The 18,938-nt window shown below is 39.3% G+C and carries 16 protein-coding genes; 8 read left to right on the top strand and 8 right to left on the bottom strand.

Translation table 11 applies throughout. The features are described 5' to 3' along the window. Positions 1–141: 141 nt before the first annotated feature. On the top strand, positions 142–1,038 hold the full coding sequence (locus tag H4J41_RS09195; RefSeq protein WP_182135826.1) for an AraC family transcriptional regulator: 897 nt from the start codon (positions 142–144) through the stop codon (positions 1,036–1,038). Positions 1,039–1,344: 306 nt separating this feature from the next. On the opposite strand, the gene H4J41_RS09190 is transcribed toward H4J41_RS09195, so the two are convergent. From H4J41_RS09190 to H4J41_RS09165, 6 genes are all read right to left on the bottom strand, one after another. Further along, the gene (locus tag H4J41_RS09190) at positions 1,345–1,686 is read right to left on the bottom strand and encodes a hypothetical protein (RefSeq protein ID WP_182135825.1); all 342 of its coding nucleotides are present in this window, start codon (positions 1,684–1,686) and stop codon (positions 1,345–1,347) included. A 386-nt stretch (positions 1,687–2,072) separates the two neighbouring features. Then, positions 2,073–3,707 carry a methyl-accepting chemotaxis protein gene (locus H4J41_RS09185; RefSeq protein WP_182135824.1) on the bottom strand — a complete coding sequence of 545 codons (1,635 nt, stop codon included), beginning with the start codon at positions 3,705–3,707 and terminating at the stop codon, positions 2,073–2,075. A 177-nt stretch (positions 3,708–3,884) separates the two neighbouring features. Then, positions 3,885–4,553 carry an alpha/beta fold hydrolase gene (locus tag H4J41_RS09180; RefSeq protein ID WP_182135823.1) on the bottom strand — a complete coding sequence of 223 codons (669 nt, stop codon included), beginning with the start codon at positions 4,551–4,553 and terminating at the stop codon, positions 3,885–3,887. Between the two features lie 185 nt (positions 4,554–4,738). After that, a complete protein-coding gene (locus tag H4J41_RS09175; protein WP_182135822.1) occupies positions 4,739–5,638 on the bottom strand; it encodes an endonuclease/exonuclease/phosphatase family protein in 900 nt (299 codons plus the stop codon). Between the two features lie 158 nt (positions 5,639–5,796). After that, positions 5,797–6,522 (bottom strand): PepSY domain-containing protein, encoded by a 726-nt coding sequence (locus tag H4J41_RS09170; RefSeq protein WP_259364527.1) that lies wholly within the window; start codon positions 6,520–6,522, stop codon positions 5,797–5,799. Then, positions 6,519–7,412, bottom strand: a complete 894-nt coding sequence (locus H4J41_RS09165) for a PepSY domain-containing protein (protein WP_259364526.1) — start codon at positions 7,410–7,412, stop codon at positions 6,519–6,521. Before H4J41_RS09165 ends, H4J41_RS09170 begins: the two co-directional genes overlap by 4 nt. A 346-nt stretch (positions 7,413–7,758) precedes the next feature. On the opposite strand from H4J41_RS09165, the gene H4J41_RS09160 reads away from it, so the two are divergent. From H4J41_RS09160 to ahpF, 3 genes are all read left to right on the top strand, one after another. Beyond that, positions 7,759–8,178 carry a hypothetical protein gene (locus H4J41_RS09160; RefSeq protein WP_182135821.1) on the top strand — a complete coding sequence of 140 codons (420 nt, stop codon included), beginning with the start codon at positions 7,759–7,761 and terminating at the stop codon, positions 8,176–8,178. Positions 8,179–9,676: 1,498 nt separating this feature from the next. Continuing rightward, positions 9,677–10,246, top strand: a complete 570-nt coding sequence (ahpC, locus tag H4J41_RS09155) for an alkyl hydroperoxide reductase subunit C (protein WP_182135820.1) — start codon at positions 9,677–9,679, stop codon at positions 10,244–10,246. Between the two features lie 110 nt (positions 10,247–10,356). Next, positions 10,357–11,958, top strand: coding sequence for an alkyl hydroperoxide reductase subunit F (gene ahpF / locus H4J41_RS09150; RefSeq protein ID WP_182135819.1), 1,602 nt, complete (start codon positions 10,357–10,359; stop codon positions 11,956–11,958). A 248-nt stretch (positions 11,959–12,206) separates the two neighbouring features. Here the strand turns inward: ahpF and oxyR are convergent, their stop codons facing one another. Together oxyR and H4J41_RS09140 are read right to left on the bottom strand one after the other, a co-directional pair. Beyond that, positions 12,207–13,109 carry a DNA-binding transcriptional regulator OxyR gene (gene oxyR, locus H4J41_RS09145; RefSeq protein WP_182135818.1) on the bottom strand — a complete coding sequence of 301 codons (903 nt, stop codon included), beginning with the start codon at positions 13,107–13,109 and terminating at the stop codon, positions 12,207–12,209. A 270-nt stretch (positions 13,110–13,379) separates the two neighbouring features. Continuing rightward, a complete protein-coding gene (locus H4J41_RS09140) occupies positions 13,380–13,682 on the bottom strand; it encodes a hypothetical protein (RefSeq protein WP_182135817.1) in 303 nt (100 codons plus the stop codon). A 283-nt stretch (positions 13,683–13,965) separates the two neighbouring features. Here H4J41_RS09140 and lexA point away from each other — a divergent pair, with 283 nt between their 5' ends. From lexA to H4J41_RS09120, 4 genes are all read left to right on the top strand, one after another. After that, positions 13,966–14,580: a transcriptional repressor LexA gene (lexA, locus tag H4J41_RS09135; RefSeq protein ID WP_182135816.1), complete on the top strand. Its 615-nt coding sequence runs from the start codon at positions 13,966–13,968 to the stop codon at positions 14,578–14,580. A gap of 586 nt (positions 14,581–15,166) precedes the next feature. After that, positions 15,167–16,723 (top strand): cytochrome c oxidase subunit II, encoded by a 1,557-nt coding sequence (coxB, locus tag H4J41_RS09130; RefSeq protein ID WP_404842461.1) that lies wholly within the window; start codon positions 15,167–15,169, stop codon positions 16,721–16,723. 12 nt (positions 16,724–16,735) lie between these two features. Next, positions 16,736–18,340 (top strand): cytochrome c oxidase subunit I, encoded by a 1,605-nt coding sequence (ctaD, locus tag H4J41_RS09125; RefSeq protein ID WP_182135815.1) that lies wholly within the window; start codon positions 16,736–16,738, stop codon positions 18,338–18,340. An 11-nt stretch (positions 18,341–18,351) separates the two neighbouring features. Then, positions 18,352–18,936 carry a cytochrome c oxidase assembly protein gene (locus tag H4J41_RS09120; RefSeq protein WP_182135814.1) on the top strand — a complete coding sequence of 195 codons (585 nt, stop codon included), beginning with the start codon at positions 18,352–18,354 and terminating at the stop codon, positions 18,934–18,936. Positions 18,937–18,938: the final 2 nt, after the last annotated feature.

Below are 18,938 nucleotides of genomic sequence, written 5' to 3'. Positions count from 1 at the left end.
ATTTATCGAATAAAAAGCATAGCAGCTTATGTTGAGTTGCATATTACTGTAATAAATGTTGTGTAAATAGACGTTTTTATCGATAATCATTGCCTATTTGTATAAATGTGATGAGAAACATGTTTATTGTTTGAGTGAGTTATGAAAAATTTAGCACAACTAATGCAGTCTTTTGCGCATTTAAAATCATTGAATACATTGAATGGCAGCTATCAAACGCTGATTCCGGGTGTAAAATTTTATCGTGCTAGTGCCGGTAGTGATCGAGAGCCATTACTTTATCAGTCGGGCATTATTGTCATCGGGCAAGGGCGTAAAAATATTTATGTTGCAGAGAATTGTGTGCAATATGGCTCAGGTGACTATTTAGTGTTAGGTGTGCCAATGCCATTAGAATGTGAGGCATTTTCTGATCATGGCTTGCCTATTTTAGGGTTAATTATTGATGTTGACTCGCATATATTACATAAACTAGTTAACCAAATTAATGAACAAAATACGTTAGGTAATCTAGCAACACCGAGTCATAAAACGCCATTAGATTTTGGTGTTAAATCAAATAGTTTAGATGATAATTTCAATAGTGTTATTACGCGATTAATCAAAGTGCTACACGAAGATGTTGAAGCAAAAATTCTTGGGCCAGCGATTGTTGAAGAAATTGTCTACCGAGCCCTGGTGGGTGATAATGGCCACATATTATTTGATTTAGCTCGTCATGATGGTCATTATGCTAGGATTGCTCGTGTGCTTGATACGCTGCACACAGAATATGCCGAGGTAATATCGGTTGAGCATTTGGCTAATCAAGCACATATGAGCGTTTCAGGTTTTCATCGCGCTTTTCGACAAGTTACCAGTGAAACACCCTTACAATATTTAAAAAAAATACGTTTAAACAAAGCCAAAGATCTGATTGTAACAGAAGGTAAACAGGCAACAGAGGCGGCAATGTTGGTGGGGTATACTAGCCCTTCACAATTTAGCCGCGAATTTAAGCGCCATTTTAACGCCACACCCAGAACCATAGAGAGTTGACTGTTGCTTAGCTATTTTAAAGGTTAATGATTGCCATCTCAGGTGAAATTAACTTTGCGGTTCATATTTGCCCCATGACAGTAATCGCCCGCTTAACAGCTGACGGACTAAAGTCCGACCTACATAAAAAATGGCCTACATAAACAATTACCCAAGGCTAGATTGATACCCGTAAGCACAGTGTAGGTGTACTTCAGTCAATCAAGTTAACTGGAATTTAACTGTTATCAGCACAAACGCCGAGCGATAAAAACTATCCCTATGAATATCGCATCAACAATAAGGCTAACGCGCTATTTTTCGTGGTTATTTATAGGTAAAGGTAACTTTATCCATTTCAGCCACTAAGCCCTGCTGTGAGGGTATGAAAGTCACTCTTTGAGTTTTGGCAATGGCGTTACTGAGCATAATCTCTACATCACCTTCCATCACAGTTTTACCTTTTTGAAAAGAAGCACGACTTGATTTAGTCGACAAGTTGCCATGGGCAAAAGCAATTCTGACATTGCCGCTATAGGTATGGCGTTTGCTGTTTTCTGAAATCACTTGTTTTATAGCCGTGATTTCCATTTCGTTTGCCGACGTAAAACTCGATATCGCACTTAATACCACAACAGTTGATCGCGTTAATTTTTTCAATAATATCATCTTGATTCCCTCACCTAGATTTATTAAATACTGCTTTGGTAGGGGGTGTTAATTTTTCATGTTTCTTTTTTTGCATTCAATACAGCTTGATCGCGGTGCAAGGTATCTAGCAACCTGTGCTATGTAAACTCCTCACAGCAAACAGCAAGTGATATTGAAGGCAATCAGTAGCACTGTTAGTCCTTTTCATCATCATCAGATGTTTGACTAAAATAATGGCTAAGTATATGCACTGTCCTATGATCAAAAGCGAATAATCACGGGTAAAAATCATCAAAAAGTTTAACAAACCCTCAAAGTTACCATACTAAACTTTTATCTGATTGGCATCGTTAATTTGAAACTTTCATAATTATTTCACAATAGCACTGAGGTGTTGCTCAACATTATTGTGCTTTAAAGCCGATACGAAAGCCGCCCCAGTGTTGGCCGTTGACGATAATTGGCGCAGAAACATCATGCATAACTTCACCTGTATCACGCTTGTATGTTTGCAGAAGAAATTTATGCCTGTGCTGGCCACATCGAATGCCTGTGCTATCGTCAAATATTCGCTTAGTGCGATTATTAATGCTGTCAGTGGCGATGTTACCGGTTAGCGGTTGCGAATAACGTTGGTTATGAGTAGGAAAGTAGCCGTTGATATCGACGGCGCCAGCAAAGACAACTTCAAGGTTTTCTTTTAAAATAGGCTCTTGAATAGCCGGTAAAAATTTATCGGTAAAGTCATCGAAAGTGCTGTGATATTTTTGCGGATTGGTATTGGCAATCTTACTATAACTAAAGTTAAAAAGAGCTTGTTGGCTAATTTCATTGCGTGAAATTTTATCACTGAACATAGTGGCTACTTGTTGTGCGGCAAGCTGTGCTTGCCAACAAATTTTTTCCACTAAAGAGCCAGTGTTGAATTCAGCCAGATCGATGAATATTGACTCGGTACTTTCGCATAGCGCTTTTGCTTTATCTGAAACTATATGGGTTTCTTTACTTTTTTCGAGCAAAAAGTCATGCAAATTTGTGATCGCCATGGAAATTTCATCACTGGTGGCATTGTGTTCTTCTAGTGCGTTACTGATGAGGTTGCTGGCATCAGACGACTCAGTCATTTTTTGATTGATATCACTTAATGAAATAGCGAGTGAACCCATACTGCTAACAATATTATGGCTTTGCTGAACAACTTGCGCCATAACCTCAGTGGTTTGTAACGTTTCCTCATTGATCTGGGTGAGCATGCTACCAATTTGATCTGTTGCCTCAGCTGTCTTCGATGCTAATGCTCTGACTTCATCGGCCACAACCGCAAAGCCTCGACCTTGTTCGCCAGCACGCGCAGCTTCTATCGCCGCATTTAATGCCAAGAGGTTGGTTTGGCGTGAAATTCCATCGATAACATTAGTGATATTTTGAATTTTAGTGGCTTTTTGTGAGAGCGATTTTATTTTTTCAGCGGCATTGATCACATCACTATTGAGTTGCTCGATTACCTCGACATTGTCATTTAGCTGCTGTGAGCCGGCGGACGTTGCTGTCATGGCTTGGCTAGATTGTTGCGATGCTATTGCAGCATTGTCATTCATCACCTTAATACTAATAGACATTTGCTCCGCAGCACTGGCCAGCCGATCAACATCTTCACTCGATAATTCAATAGCACTACTGAGCTTTTCAAGGAAAAAACTGACTTCTGCAGAGTTAATAGCTAACTCGCTGGCTTTATCGTCAATATTTTTTCCTGCTATGCTGGTTTTACTCGCCTGATTGCAGAGAATATCCTGCAAAGATTGGTTGGTGGAAATATCAAGCTTTAAAGCGTGAAGCAATAACTGACGCTGATTTTGTTGATTTTTCTTAATTACAAAGTTGATACTGACGAAAAAAATAACAAGGCTTGCTATAAATATAGATGATACATACCAAGTTATACTGGTTGTTATCTGTGCTAAGACAATTAATAGCAATGCTATTAAAGTGGCCGCAAGTAAAGCTAGTGAGACTGCAATCTGACGATTTGTTGACATGACTTATTACCGCGTGGTTATTTAACCAATTTATTTTTGTAATTTACCGTAGTCAACGTGGATGGGATTGTCAATCAGACTTTAGTCTTTATTGAGATGGTTTGTGCTCGCAGGCAGTCAGATATTATTTTTAGTTATCAGGGCTTAAACAATATCGTCAGTACTATTATCGTTATATTAGCGGTTAAATTTACCTTGTTTGAGGTAACTAATGACTTGCGCGATAACCGCGTCATTTCGCATCATAAAGACATGAGAGGTTGGTATTTCAATATGATCATTCATGCCATCAATTTTAGTACTTTCGACCGAGACTTTACCGTCATCAGCATCAGGAATGAGGGTCGATAACAGCAAGTTTATGCTTTGGGTGCCCGCAATAATGCCGACATCAAAATTAGCCTTGCCTAATTGGTTAGGCACACTTAATGCGCCAGTACCTAATTGCATGCCTGCATCACCATTTACTAAGTGAAAACCGGGTAAATTACCCAGCTTGTCAACAATTTCAGTGCCTTTGTTTGGTGGCCCAAGCATAACCACTTTATTGAGGTTTTTAATACTATGGTGACTGAGAAATTGCCGTACTAAAATGCCACCCATTGAATGGGTTACAAAGCTGACCGGCATGTTGTGGCATTGTGCTAACGCATCTGAAATGGTTTGTTCTGCCAACTGTTCAATAGAGTAAGCACGTGAAGGATAGTCAATATTTAACACGTGGTAACCTTGCTCGGTTAAGCGTTGTGCCATTTTGTCCATGGAGTGTGCTGAGCGCGCTAAACCGTGCAATAAAATGACGTATTCTTTCGTTGCACTCTGAATATTATTCTGGATATCATTCATGGTTAATTTCACCGTTTAGCCTAAACGTTGCTGCTTACATTGTCACTAGCTCAGGCATGGGTTGTTGCGACAACTTTTGAAACCATGTCTGCTTAGCACAATGACTGACAAGTTTAATAGCCAGACTATAATACGTTATAAAAATACCACCCAGCATTAATGAATGCTGGGTGGTTAACAAGCGCTTACAGTGCCAACTTTATTGAAATAGGGCAGTGATCACTTAGTTTTTGACTAAGCTCTCGGGTGTATTTTGGCTCAAAGACTAATTGCTCAAATGAGTTTTCAACATAATGTGCTTTTGCTTTGGGATCAAAAATTATATGGTCGATATAGTCTTTGTAATACCCGCCCCAGCATTGTGATTCTGCTGTAATAGTAGGCGCCCAAAGTGCTTCGCTACCTTCATCATTAATGGTTTGCCACAAACCTTGTACTTCAGTGTAATTTAACGCTATGTCTTTAACAAAGCGACGGTTAAAGTCACCGAGTAATATAAAGGGAATACCTTCTTCAGCGCGGGCATCAACCCAAGCTTCTAATGGCTTGGCTTGCTTGGCAAGTTCTGCACAGGCAATTTTTGCATATTGTTCTTTTTCATTACTATTGGGCATTTTAGCAATGCTGGCTTGATCAAGTGCGTTATCGAAACAGCCTGATTTCATGTGCACAGCTAATAAGCGCACACTCTTACCATTTTTTGTTAGGGTAACGTCCATGCCTCGGCGCGCAAGGCCTTGGTCAAGTTCACGGTATTCGACCGCACTGGCTTTATAGCCGCTGCTTTTTCTTACCGCGACACCAACACGCTGCACCCAGTCTTTTGTGGTGAAAAAATAGTCATAGTCGTCACCAAAAACTTTTTGTGCCCATTTTGCGCTTTCAACTTCTTGTAAGGCAATGACATCGGCATCTAATTCGCGTGCATAGCGCGCTAATTTTTGGTAATCGGAGTCTTTGCGTTGGTTATATTCATGAGAACCCAACCAGGCGATATTCCAAGAAGCGACTTTTAAGGTTTCTGCAAAAGTTGTGGTGCTTAAAAACGTGAGTGCGATGCAAAGAAGGCTAATTAATTTTGTCATTAGGTTATTCTACAATATACATGGGCAGCTATAGTAACCGCTGGCAGAGCAAATTAAAATAAAGTGTTTAGCTTTGTACTATTACTATCATCAATATGAGGAGCAGAACTATGGCTAGAACTATGGCTATAAATATGGCTAGCACTATGGCGATGGAGCTAAAATTTCTTTAAGCGGTATTGACCTTTTCGCAGCAAATGTAATGTCCATATCAAACCAGAAAGCGTGAGCCATAATGTGATAAAAGCAAATAATATCATTTGAATTGTGTTGAAGCTGCCGGCACTGCCGTAATCCATAAAGTGCAACATAAAGAAAAAATCGGCAAAGCGTTTATCACTATTACTATGGCCCACTAAACGACCAGAGCCTTGTTCAACATAAACACTGGTGGCTAAGTCATCAGCAAAATTAATTTGCCAACTGGGATTTTTATGTTTGAGAAAATCGGCAATTGGCGGCGTTATTAACGCGACAGATTTAATATTACCTGGGCCATTATAAGTCGCTTTGGCAATAGCTTTGGCGAATGTTTCATCCACCAAGGTTAGCTCACCGGTAATAGCATTAACGATATGGTAACTGTTGGCAAAGTGGCGATATAAGCCTTGCTGTTGAGTTAGCAGGTAATAAGGCTGCGAGAGAATACTGACTTGGTTGAGTTCAAGCGTAGCCGGGTATAATTTTAGTATGCTTTTAACGGGTAACAGTGCTTGGTTTGCCAGCGTTGGCTGCTCGGCCATGGCCGTTTGACGATAAGCATTACCGCGGGCTTTTTTGTGATCAATGACATTGAAGACTAAGCCACTGGTTAGCCAAATAAGTAGTTGCAGACCGATGAGTAATGAGGCCCATTTATGAATTTTTCTTATCCAAAGCATCATGACTTATCTCCAAAAGGTAAGCGGTTATCTTGTTGCGCTTTTTTAGCCCTATCACGGCTTTTTCTACGTGAGATTATTATCGGTTTGATCACTTTGAAATAAGTCAGTACTAAACCACTAAAGGCAGCAAAAAATCCCAATGAAGCAATAAAAAACAGCAACCAATTACTGACATCTTCGTCGTCGCCATAATCCATGATATGCAAGCGAAACATCCAATCAAACAAATACCAAAGTTGATGACGTTTGCTCACAAGTTTACCGTTACTCACTGAGATATAAAGCGACGGTGAGGCGAAGTTGTCAAAATTAACCTGCCATACGGGCAAATGTCGAGCACTTAAGCCAAAGTGTGGATTTGTGGTTATTAGCTCGGCATTCAGTACTTTGCCATCACCAGAATAAAGCTGCTTTGCTATGGTAATTGCGGTATTTTTATTTAATGGCGATAACGGTTCGCCGCTCTGTGCATCAATTATAAATGCTTGTTTTGCTATGTTAAAGCGATAGACTTCACGGTTCACTAGCATGCCAACACTTAAGTTTTTAGCCCGTGGATATTGTTGAAATAAGGTTGACGAGGAGTATGTTAAGTTCTCTGATTTTATTTTATTTTGATGGTTGATAATTAAGCTATCACCGTGAATATAATCAAGATTAAAAAAGACCATATAAGCACCCGTAACAGACCAAATAACAAATTGCGCACCAATAAATAACATCAACCATTTATGCAACTTATGACTGAGATTAAAGAGTTTTAAAGGCTTTTTTCTTATTGTTCTAGCTTTAGTCAATGTTGTTTTAATTAGGTTATTCTCCACAATAGCTATTCTACTGGCAGTAGTTAAGGGTGTGAGTGTTACCGCGTTAACGAATCCACCCATCATGGGTGCAGCAGTGCGATTGATAACTTTTGATCATAGGCTGTGGCCTTATAATATCGATAAAAGTGCAACAATAGCAACTGAATAACGATGAGATAGAAAGGTCTGTCTTTGTTTTTTTAATGGCGTGGAGCTTAGTATTTAGTCTGCTCACTATTGAACTTAATCCTAGTGAACTTAATCGCGCGATTTTTATGGACGGATATGAAGATAAATGCACAGATATGCAAAAAATAATTTAGTCAGTTAGCTATGGTATAATAACATAGGCAAAACCATCAAATGATATAGCTGTGGTGAGCGCTCATTATTTACCGATAAACTACTTATTAAAAAGGCGTCAACCATCATGGATATTATGACTGAAACCTTGCCAATTTCTATTCAGGTGAGTGATGACCTAGTGGCCGAAATAAAAAATATTGCCGCCATTAGTAATAAACTCGAAGCGCAGTTAAATTTTCATACCATGACGGCGAATTGGTATGGCGATGAAGCAGATATTTTACAGATCAATTTTTATCTTGTCGCGATTAACGAATTTGGCAATGTAGCAAAACAAGCACCGAATGTTGAAGTAGAAACGTTTGCAGATGACGTTTTGTTGCTGAGCTCAAACAACAAGTTAATAGATTGTCATGTTGCTATTACAGCAGCGGAATCTGAATTAATACGCCAACAGCCGAAACTATTGTCGGGCTACCTTGCTAAAAAACTGTCCAAGATACTTAATTTAATTGCTGATAGGCAGCAACTTACACAGATATAAAATTATTTTTTATTTGGATTAAGTCATTTTAATTAAATAAAATCAAGGTGTTGTGAGAGGATTTATTATTGATGAAATTTATTTGTCAATAAAGTTGAACTAAGCACTATAAAGTTACTCTTACTTAGCAAGAGATTCTCCCCTCGGTTTTGTTTTTATTAGTGTTTTTATATTTTTATACGCTCCTCAATTGAGGAGCGTTTTTTTTGCCTATATTTTGGCGGATGACTTATTAGTTATTGAAAGTGATCAACGAGCAAAAAAATTAATTTTTGTTCCTTGAGTAGTGAAATTATTTATTTTCGCCAAATTTTTGTCGAGGGATTTAGATTTATTTTTATTTAAATTGAACTAACCATAATAATAGCACTCTTACTTAACAAGAGATTTCCCCTCGGTTTTGTTTTTATTAGTGTTTTTATATTTTTATACGCTCCTCAATTGAGGGGCGTTTTTTTTGCCTATATTTTGGCGGATGACTTATTAGTTATTGAAAGTGATCAAGAAGCAAAGCGATTAATTTTTGTTCCTTGAGTTGTGAGATTATTTATTTTCACCAAATTTTTGTCGAGGGATTTAGGTTTATTTTTATTTAAATTGAACTAACCATAATAACAGCACTCTTACTTAACAAGAGATTTCCCCCTCGGTTATGTTTTTATTAGTGTTTTTATATTTTTATACGCTCCTCAATTGAGGGGCGTTTTTTTTGCCTATATTTTGGCGGATGACTTATTAGTTATTGAAAGTGTTCAAGGAGCAAAGCGATTAATTTTTGTTCTTTGAGTAGTGAATCATTTATTTTCACCAAATCTTCGTTGAGGGATTTAGGTTTATTTTTATTTAAATTGAACTAACCATAATAATAGTACTCTTACTTAACAAGAGATTTCCCCCCTCGGTTTTGTTTTTATTAGTGTTTTTATATTTTTATACGCTCCTCAATTGAGGGGCGTTTTTTTTGCCTATATTTTGGCGGATGACTTATTAGTTATTGAAAGTGCTCAAGGAGCAAAGCGATTAATTTTTGTTCTTTGAGTAGTGAATCATTTATTTTCACCAAATATTCGTCGAGGGATTTAGGTTTATTTTTATATAAATTGAACTAACCAGGGTAATGGCACTCTTACTTAGCAAGAGACTCTCCCCTCGGTTTTGTTTTTATTAGTGTTTTATATTTTTATACGCTCCTCAATTGAGGGGCGTTTTTTTTGTCTTTTTTTTGCTTTGATCATAGCTAAAGAAAATAAGCTGATATTAATATGCAATCTTATTTTTCATATAACTTCCTGCAACATTTAAATTTTAGCCATCTATAAAATAAAGTTAACTAGTCACAGCAAGAATGTCCTCTCTTTTTACATTTCATTCTACAATTCAATCATAGCTTTTGCCTATCGATATAATAAATTCAAACGATTGTTCCTATTTTAAATGCCGGCGTATCATTGTCCCAACTTAACAAGTACTCATATTTTTAAAACAAGTGGAGATAAACATGTATAAATCAATTATCAATTCAACCATCCAACCATTTAACGCAACAGCATTTAGTAAAGGCGAATTTGTCGAGGTTTCAGAAGCTGATGTTGCAGGAAAATGGGCAGTATTTTTCTTTTATCCAGCTGACTTTACTTTTGTTTGTCCAACAGAGTTAGGCGATATGGCTGACCATTATGCACAACTACAAGAAATGGGCGTTGAAGTTTACTCAGTATCAACCGACACACATTTTACCCATAAAGCTTGGCACGGCAGTTCAGACACTATTGGCAAAATTACCTATCCAATGATTGGTGATCCAACAGGCAAAATTACGCGCAACTTCGGTGTCATGATTGAAGACGACGGATTAGCATTACGTGGCACGTTTGTAATCAACCCTGAAGGCGAAATTAAAATTGCTGAGATACATGATCTAGGTATAGGCCGTTCAGCAAAAGAGCTAGTGCGCAAAATTCAAGCGGCACAATATGTAGCTGAACATGACGGTGAAGTATGTCCAGCAGCATGGCAGCCAGGTGCAGAAACATTAACACCATCATTAGATTTAGTTGGCAAAATCTAAATAAAGTAAAAAACTACCGCGATATTTTTTAAAATATTGCGGTATTTATCAAGCCAATTCAGCATGACCTAAAAATCATCCTATTCATCAGTTTTTCAAAGGAATAAACCATGTTAGATACGAACTTAAAGCAACAACTAACGACCTATTTACAGAATTTAACATCGGCTGTTGAATTATCAGTATTTTTAGGTGACGACGTTAAATCAAAAGAATTAAATACTTTGGTGACAGAAATTGCTGAAATGTCAGCATTAGTCTCGGTTGTTGCAGCAGATGCAAGCAACGAGCGAGTGCCATCAATGTTAGTAAAATCAGTTAAAACTGGCGGCGAAATGCGCTTTGCTGGCGTGCCTATGGGGCATGAATTTACTTCGCTGGTATTAGCCTTGTTACACAGCGGTGGACATCCAATAAAGCTTGATAAAGCGGTGATTGAGCAAGTTGCCTCTCTAGAAGGTGAGCATAGCTTTGAAACCTATATTTCCTTAAGTTGTCAAAATTGCCCAGACGTAGTGCAAGCACTGAACATGATGGCGGCAATTAATCCGCAAATTAAGCATGTGATGGTTGATGGGGCATTATTCCAAGAAGAAGTTTACCAACGAGATATTTTATCAGTACCGGCAGTTTACTTAAATGGTAAAGCGTTTGGCCAAGGCAGAATGACGGTAACTGAAATTTTAAACAAAGTTGATACCAATGCTGGCGCGAGACAAGCTAAGGCGATAAACAACAAAGCAGCTTTTGACTTATTAGTTATAGGTGGTGGCCCAGCAGGTGCATCATCAGCGATATATAGTGCCCGTAAAGGGATACGCACCGGCATAGTGGCAGACAATTTTGGTGGCCAATTACAAGAAACCATGTCTATTGAAAATTTTATCTCAGTGAATGCAACTGATGGGCCTAAACTAGTGGCTAACCTAGAAGCCCATGTTAATGAATACGATGTTGATATTATGAATAATCAACAGGTGAAAAAAATTATAGAAAGTGATGTTGAAGGTGGTTTAATCACCGTTGAATTAGAAAACGGCGCTATCTTACAAACACGCTCAACCATTATTGCTACAGGCGCAAGATGGAGAGAAATGAACGTTACTGGTGAGCAAGAATACCGTGGTAAAGGTGTTGCTTATTGTCCACACTGTGACGGACCATTATTTAAAGGCAAATCAGTTGCGGTGATTGGTGGCGGTAACTCAGGTATCGAGGCAGCCATTGATCTCGCTGGCTTAGTTAAGCATGTTACTGTTCTTGAATTTGATAGCGTACTACGTGCTGATGCGGTATTACAAAATAAAGCACGTTCGTTGCCAAATATTGAGATTATTGTTAATGCTCAAACCACCGAAGTATTAGGTAATGGCAAGCATGTTACTGGACTAAACTACCTTAATCGTGCAACAGATAAGCAAGAGAGTGTCGAACTTGCGGGTATTTTCGTACAAATTGGTTTAGTGCCAAATTCAAAGTTTTTGCAAGGCACTGTTGATTTAACCGAGCGAGGCGAGGTGATCATTAACCACAAAGGCGAAACCAATATTGCGGGTGTTTATGCGGCGGGCGATGTAACAAACACGCCATTTAAGCAAATTATTATCGCTATGGGCAGCGGTGCAACAGCAGCATTAGGTGCATTCGATTATTTAATTAGAACACCGAACCCGCTTGAAAACACTGAAAGCGTTAGCGAAGCTGCAGCTTAGTAGCGCATTATTTCCTAGCTTAAATTAACACTGAAACGCCAGTGCAATAAGTGCTCAAAAAATAAACGCTATCGTTGGCAAGGGTAGCGTTTTTTCGTTAATAGCGCGCTTGCTGTTGCACTGATTTAACCTTCCCCCATGTAGGGTCCATGCAGGCGTGATATAGCTTGGACTTTAGTTCATCAAGTTAAATGAAGTTTAACTGTTTTTGCTCGATGCTCATAAGCGGGTTGTGAAACATAGCTAATTTATTCATCAAATAAACCCGTCACTGCTTGGCGCACTTCATTAACCACAGCTCTAACACTTTCCATGCGCGCGTAACCAGCACGACAAAGTAATGATATTTCACGCACCGGTTGCGGGCTTTCAAAAGGAATGTAATGAATATGCTTCTGTGGAGCATAATTAATTGTCGCCAACTGTGGTAGCAGCGTAATACCCATATTGCTGGCCACCATATAACGTAAAGTTTCAAGACTGGTGGCTCGAAAACTATGATCTTCCTCCGCACCAGCGCTAAAGCAATAGCCCATGGCTTGATCTCTCAAACAATGGCCATCTTCTAAAGTGAGGATTTTTTGATTATGTAAATCATCAAATGTTACTTTAGTTTTATTAGCCAGTGGATGTGAAGGAGACGTTGCCATCACCAAGGGCTCGGTGAATAAATCGTAACGTTCAAAACGCGCCATTTCTGGCAACCAAGGCAAAATTAAAATATCGAGTTTACCTGTTTCCAATTGTTGCAGTAAATCTTGCGTTCTATTTTCATGTAAATAGAAGTTTATTTTCGCGAGATTGCTGTTTAGTGCCGGCATAATATGCGGCAATATATATGGCGCTAACGTCGGTATTAAGCCTATATGTAAATCACCTGACAGTGGGTCAAGTAGCGCTTTTGCCGCTTCTTCAAAGTTATTCGCGGCGTTAAGTACTTGCCGAGCTTGTTGTACTAACTTTTCTCCTGCGGGTGTTAGCATAACATTGCGCGGTTGGCGTTCAATTAAGGTTAGCTTAAGGCGTTGTTCTAGTTTTTGAATTTGACCACTTAGCGTTGGTTGACTAACAAAGCAAGCCTCAGCGGCATGGCCAAAATGCTTATATTCGGCAATGGCGGTTAGATATTCTAAATCACGAATTTTTATCATAGTTTAAATCTATTGATATAAGGTAGTTAATAGCTAAATTTATGTTAGCTTAAGGTACTGAGTTTAGCTAGCATATTGAAAAGCAAAGCCTGCACTGAAGCGTTAATACCCAGACTAAACCATGTTTGCAAAGGCTAAAACTTGCTAACGACGTGGTTAATTGAGGCGCTTATTGCATCACTGCACATTTAAGCCGTTGTTTAAAATGACTTAGGGTACTTTGAAATCTTGAAATCTTGAAGAGTTAAGAAGTTGAGGGAAATTGAAGCATTACAGCTTTGATCGCTCATAAGCTGGAATGTTAATAAAATTTTCATCACCTTTGGCAACCGCTTCTTTTAAGCTCGCTTTTCTATTTTGGCGAGACTCAATACTTTCACCAAATACCTGAAAGTGAGCTCGCGCAATAACATCGACAGCCTCTACATGAGATATAACGCCTAACGCTTTACCCGCATGGATAAAGCCTTCAACTCTGAATTTTTGCTTATCATCTTTTTTATGATTTTTTGCGAGGCTAAAAACTTTTAGCAACTGTGCTTGGCAACAATCTAAATATTCGTGTTTATTCATTATTTTCCATTCACCTTCTAAGGTTGATTTACCTATATACCTGCTGTTTAAGCAAGGTTAATAGTTATATTTATGGGTATTTTTAATGACCTTAATCGAGAAAGCCGCTTTACAACAATATGGCTTGAGCACTTAATTTTTTGCTAGCATCACTAATTGCAACTAAAACCCAAACTAGCAAAGGCGACTGATTATTTTCTTGCGTTTATTTACAGCCTGTATACAATAACAGTAATACTGTGTAAAAATACAGGCTTGCTCTTAAGTAGCTTAAGGAACAACTATGCGCCCTTTAACACCCAGACAACAGCAGATTTTTGATCTGATCCGAGAAAAAATTTCTGATACGGGTATGCCACCAACGCGTGCCGAAATTGCTACTTGTTTTGGTTTTAAGTCGGCCAATGCAGCAGAAGAACATTTAAAAGCGCTAGCGAAGAAAGGCTATATTGAAATGCTGCCTGGCACATCGCGTGGTATTCGTCTTGCACAAGAGTTTATCGCTGAAGATGGTTTGCCACTTATTGGTCGTGTGGCGGCCGGTGAGCCTATTTTGGCGCAAGAACATGTTGAGCAGCATTACAAAGTTGATGGCAATTTATTTCATCCTCCGGCTGATTATTTATTGCGTGTTAATGGCGAGAGCATGAAAGATATCGGCATTATGGATGGCGACTTGTTGGCCGTTCATCAAACAACTGATGTGCAAAATGGTCAAGTGATTGTTGCTCGTGTAGAAGACGATGTTACCGTTAAGCGTTTTAAACGTGAGGGCAATGTGGTTTATTTACATGCTGAAAATGAAGATTTTGCACCGATTAAGGTCGATTTAAAATCTCAGCAATTTAATATCGAAGGCCTAGCCGTTGGTGTTATTCGCGCGGCTGATTGGATGTAGTTCACGTTTCATTTACTTCATAAATGCTAATACTTAGCTAAACTAGATTTTCCTACACTATTTTTTCCTAAATTATATTTCGCAGATTTAACTATCACTTGGTTTAATTCAAGGTGTTAAAATCTGCGTATTCCACATGCTTGATAACCATTTATTTACCTAATATGTAGCTAAATTTTTTTGGTTAGAGCTATCCTTCTGTTCGGCAATAAATACCGCTAATAGCTTGCTTTTTATACAGCAAATTTCTGTGTTGATTATTTATTATTCAGCATGAAAAACAGGCTTTGAACAAAACATGAACATTGCAGCCATCCTTTTAAAAATCTACTTATCGTCCGGTTTAGGGCTTTTACTCTATTGTATTTACTGGTTTTTATTTATCATGCTTTTGAAATTAAAAATTGACCCCTATCAAGTTTTAAGTAATTCTAGTCTGGAAAACGTACAAAAAAAACAATAGGGCGCAATTGACAACTGTTGATTAATGCGTCACTTAAATAATAATAAATGTATGCGCTAACTAGCCGGTTTTCATAATGAAAATACGTTATTTGGCCTAAATTAAAGGTGAAGGAGATGTCGTGTGAAAAGACGTAACCTAGGTTTGCTGTTGCTAGGGGGCTTGTTGTCTAGTTCAGTGTGGGCAGATATGTCGCTGAACCTAACCAAAGGTGTTACTGAGGTTAGTAGAGACGTATATGATTTACATATGCTGGTGCTGTATATCTGTACTGGTATTGGTATTGTGGTCTTTGGTGCAATGTTTTGGTCTATGGTGTTTCACCGTAAATCAAAAGGTTTCAAACCAGCAACCTTTCATGAAAGCACAAAAGTTGAAATTCTTTGGACGGCGATCCCTGTCGTTATTCTAATTGCTATGGCTTTTCCTGCCACTATTACGCTTATCGATATGGAAAATAACGATGATGCGGACTTAACCATTCAAGTAACGGGTTCTCAGTGGAAATGGCATTATAAATACTTTGATCAAGACCTTGAGTTTTATTCAGTGCTTTCTACCCCGCGTGAACAATACGAAAACCAAGATGGTACCTCAGCAGAAAAAGGTGAACATTACCTGTTAGAAGTTGATCGTCCTTTGGTTATTCCAACCAATAAAAAAGTGCGTTTTGTTATTACTTCTGATGATGTTATCCATGCTTGGTGGGTACCGGCATTTGCGGTAAAACAAGATGCTAACCCAGGCTTTATTAATGAAGCTTGGACCAAGGTAGATGAACCCGGTGTTTATCGTGGCCAATGTGCTGAGTTGTGTGGCAAAGACCACGGCTTTATGCCGATAGTGGTTGAAGTTAAGTCTGAAGCCGATTACGCCATTTGGCTTGATGAGCAAAAGCAAATGAAAGCCAATGCAGCAGCTGCTGAAGCGGCGTCGTTAAATGCTTCGGCTTCAATGGACGAATTAATGCAACTGGGCGAAACAACCTATACCGCTTACTGCGCAGCGTGTCACCAAGTCAGTGGACAAGGTTTACCACCCGCATTTCCAGCCCTTAAAGGCAGTGCTATTGCCACAACGGGTCCCGCTAGCGCGCATATAGATATTGTCGTTAATGGTAAAGCAGGTACCGGCATGCAAGCTTATGGTAAGCAATTAAGCTTAAAAGAAATTGCGGCGGTTGTAACTTATGAGCGTAATGCTTGGGGTAACAATACAGGTGAAGCTGTTCAAGCGGCTGACGTGCAAGCGGTTAGTGGCGCAGGTACCTCAGATACGGTTGAGCAAGCGGTTGAAGACGTTAAAGAACAAGTTGCTGAAACCGTTGCCAAAGTCATACCAGAAGAAGATTTATCAAAGGTTTATAGCCAAGACGAATTAATGACCCTGGGTGAAGATGTCTACATGACAGCTTGTGCTGCTTGTCATCAAGCTACTGGTGAAGGCATGGCGCCTGTTTTTCCTGCACTTAAAGGTAGTGTGATTGCTACAGGTGATGTAGCAGTGCATTTGGATATGGTGCTTAACGGCAGCAAGAAAAATCCAGCGATGGCGGCTTTTGCCGGCCAATTAACTAAAACGCAAATTGCGGCGGTTGTCACTTATGAGCGTAACGCTTGGGGTAATAACACCGGTGATTTAGTCCAGCCAGCAGCCGTTGCTGCTGCTAGCGCGAAGTAGGGAGGCGTTATAATGACTACAGATGTAATTGATGATCAATCCGAGCATGATTCACATGACGGTGAGCACCATGATCATAAAATGACCGGCATAAAACGCTGGTTATATACCACAAACCATAAAGACATTGGTTCGATGTATTTATGGTTCTCTTTTATCATGTTTTTAACTGGCGGTGCTATGGCGTTGGTTATCCGAGCTGAATTATTTCAGCCTGGACTACAGATAATTGAGCCTGATTTCTTTAACCAAATGACCACAGTACACGGTCTTATTATGGTATTTGGTGCGATAATGCCAGCCTTTACCGGTTTGGCTAACTGGATGCTACCTATGATGGTTGGTGCGCCAGATATGGCACTACCTAGGCTGAATAACTGGAGCTTTTGGATATTACCCTTTGCTTTCGCTATTTTATTGTCGTCTTTCTTTATGGAAAGTGGTGCACCAAACTTTGGTTGGACCTTCTACGCACCTTTATCAACCACCTATAGTAACGGTAGTACAGCGTTCTTCGTTTTTGCGGTACATATTATGGGGATCTCCTCAATTATGGGTGCAATTAACATAGTTGTAACCATCATGAATATGCGTGCGCCTGGTATGACTTACATGAAAATGCCATTATTTGTGTGGACATTTTTCATTACGGCTTACTTGTTGATAGCGGTGATGCCGGTGCTCGCGGGTACCGTTACTATGGTGTTAACCGATACCTATTTTGGCACCAGTTTCTTTGATGCCGCCGGTGGTGGTGACCCAGTAATGTTCCAACATATTTTCTGGTTCTTTGGTCATCCTGAAGTTTACATCATGATTCTACCTGCATTTGGTATTGTCTCTACAACAATTCCAGCCTTCTCACGTAAGCCTCTATTTGGCTACAGTTCAATGGTTTACGCGACCGCATCAATTGCATTTTTGTCGTTTATCGTGTGGGCGCATCATATGTTTACCACGGGTATGCCGTTATTTGGCGAATTATTCTTTATGTATTGTACGATGTTAATTGCCGTACCTACAGGGGTGAAAGTCTTTAACTGGGCAGCAACAATGTGGCGTGGGTCTCTTAGTTTTGAAACCCCTATGTTGTTCTCTATTGCCTTTGTGATTTTGTTCACTATTGGTGGTTTTTCTGGCTTGATGTTAGCAATGACCCCAGCTGATTTTCAATATCACGATACTTACTTTGTTGTGGCTCATTTCCACTATGTATTGGTTACTGGGGCGTTGTTTTCTATTTTTGCTGGCGCTTATTACTGGTTACCAAAATGGACGGGTTACATGTATAACGATACGTTAAGTAAGTGGCATTTTTGGTGTTCACTTATTTCAGTAAACTTATTGTTTTTCCCAATGCACTTTTTAGGGTTGGCCGGTATGCCGCGTCGTATTCCTGATTATGCTTTGCAGTTTGCTGACTTTAATAAGTGGGTCAGTATTGGTGGCTTTGCCTTTGGTATTTCGCAGTTAATCTTCTTGGTATTGGTTATCAAGTGTATTAGAGGCGGAGAAAAAGCGCCGATGAAACCTTGGGATGGAGCTGAAGGTTTGGAATGGACAGTGCCTAGCCCTGCGCCATACCACACGTTCACAACGCCACCAAAAATTGATTAAGTGGAGCTAAAATGACTAACGGTGAATCGCAAAACAAGTTATCAAAGCAAGCACAAGCGACAACGCATGATGCTTCGGTGAAAAAAACAGTAAAAAAACTGATGTTGATTGTTTTTGGTATGTTTGGTTTTGGTTTTGCGCTGGTGCCGTTATACGACGTTTTTTGTGATATCACCGGGTTAAACGGAAAAACATCTAATGTTGCGGCAAGTTACAACGTCAAGAGCATAGATACCGAACGTACCATTACCGTACAATTTTTGACTCGAACAGCCAAAGGTATCCCTTGGAAGTTTGAGCCCATGGTTAATGAAGTAGAAGTACACCCAGGTGAGCGCAAAACCGTTATATTTTACGCTAAAAATGAGTCTACAAGCGATATTGTCGGACAAGCTGTGCCGTCAGTATCACCAGGGCGGGCGGCGGTTTATTTTCAAAAGATAGAATGCTTTTGTTTTAATAGCCAACCGTTAAAAGCCAGTGAGGATGTTGAAATGGGATTGCAATTTTATGTCGATTTAGACATACCCGATGACGTATCCACCATCACCCTATCTTACACCTTGTACGACATTACAAGCTCGGTTGATTCTTAAGT

This window comes from Colwellia sp. MB3u-45 (genome assembly GCF_014077005.1).
Taxonomy (GTDB): Bacteria; Pseudomonadota; Gammaproteobacteria; order Enterobacterales; family Alteromonadaceae; genus Cognaticolwellia.
This window is presented reverse-complemented; position numbering and strand designations above follow the sequence as displayed.

Bases quoted from the DNA above. Each gene is read 5' to 3' on its own strand.
- H4J41_RS09195 (WP_182135826.1), top strand. From the start codon at position 142: ATGAAAAATTTAGCACAACTAATGCAGTCTTTTGCGCATTTAAAATCA.
- H4J41_RS09190 (WP_182135825.1), bottom strand. From the start codon at position 1,686: ATGATATTATTGAAAAAATTAACGCGATCAACTGTTGTGGTATTAAGT.
- H4J41_RS09185 (WP_182135824.1), bottom strand. From the start codon at position 3,707: ATGTCAACAAATCGTCAGATTGCAGTCTCACTAGCTTTACTTGCGGCC.
- H4J41_RS09180 (WP_182135823.1), bottom strand. From the start codon at position 4,553: ATGAATGATATCCAGAATAATATTCAGAGTGCAACGAAAGAATACGTC.
- H4J41_RS09175 (WP_182135822.1), bottom strand. From the start codon at position 5,638: ATGACAAAATTAATTAGCCTTCTTTGCATCGCACTCACGTTTTTAAGC.
- H4J41_RS09170 (WP_259364527.1), bottom strand. From the start codon at position 6,522: ATGATGCTTTGGATAAGAAAAATTCATAAATGGGCCTCATTACTCATC.
- H4J41_RS09165 (WP_259364526.1), bottom strand. From the start codon at position 7,412: ATGATGGGTGGATTCGTTAACGCGGTAACACTCACACCCTTAACTACT.
- H4J41_RS09160 (WP_182135821.1), top strand. From the start codon at position 7,759: ATGGATATTATGACTGAAACCTTGCCAATTTCTATTCAGGTGAGTGAT.
- ahpC (WP_182135820.1), top strand. From the start codon at position 9,677: ATGTATAAATCAATTATCAATTCAACCATCCAACCATTTAACGCAACA.
- ahpF (WP_182135819.1), top strand. From the start codon at position 10,357: ATGTTAGATACGAACTTAAAGCAACAACTAACGACCTATTTACAGAAT.
- oxyR (WP_182135818.1), bottom strand. From the start codon at position 13,109: ATGATAAAAATTCGTGATTTAGAATATCTAACCGCCATTGCCGAATAT.
- H4J41_RS09140 (WP_182135817.1), bottom strand. From the start codon at position 13,682: ATGAATAAACACGAATATTTAGATTGTTGCCAAGCACAGTTGCTAAAA.
- lexA (WP_182135816.1), top strand. From the start codon at position 13,966: ATGCGCCCTTTAACACCCAGACAACAGCAGATTTTTGATCTGATCCGA.
- ctaD (WP_182135815.1), top strand. From the start codon at position 16,736: ATGACTACAGATGTAATTGATGATCAATCCGAGCATGATTCACATGAC.
- H4J41_RS09120 (WP_182135814.1), top strand. From the start codon at position 18,352: ATGACTAACGGTGAATCGCAAAACAAGTTATCAAAGCAAGCACAAGCG.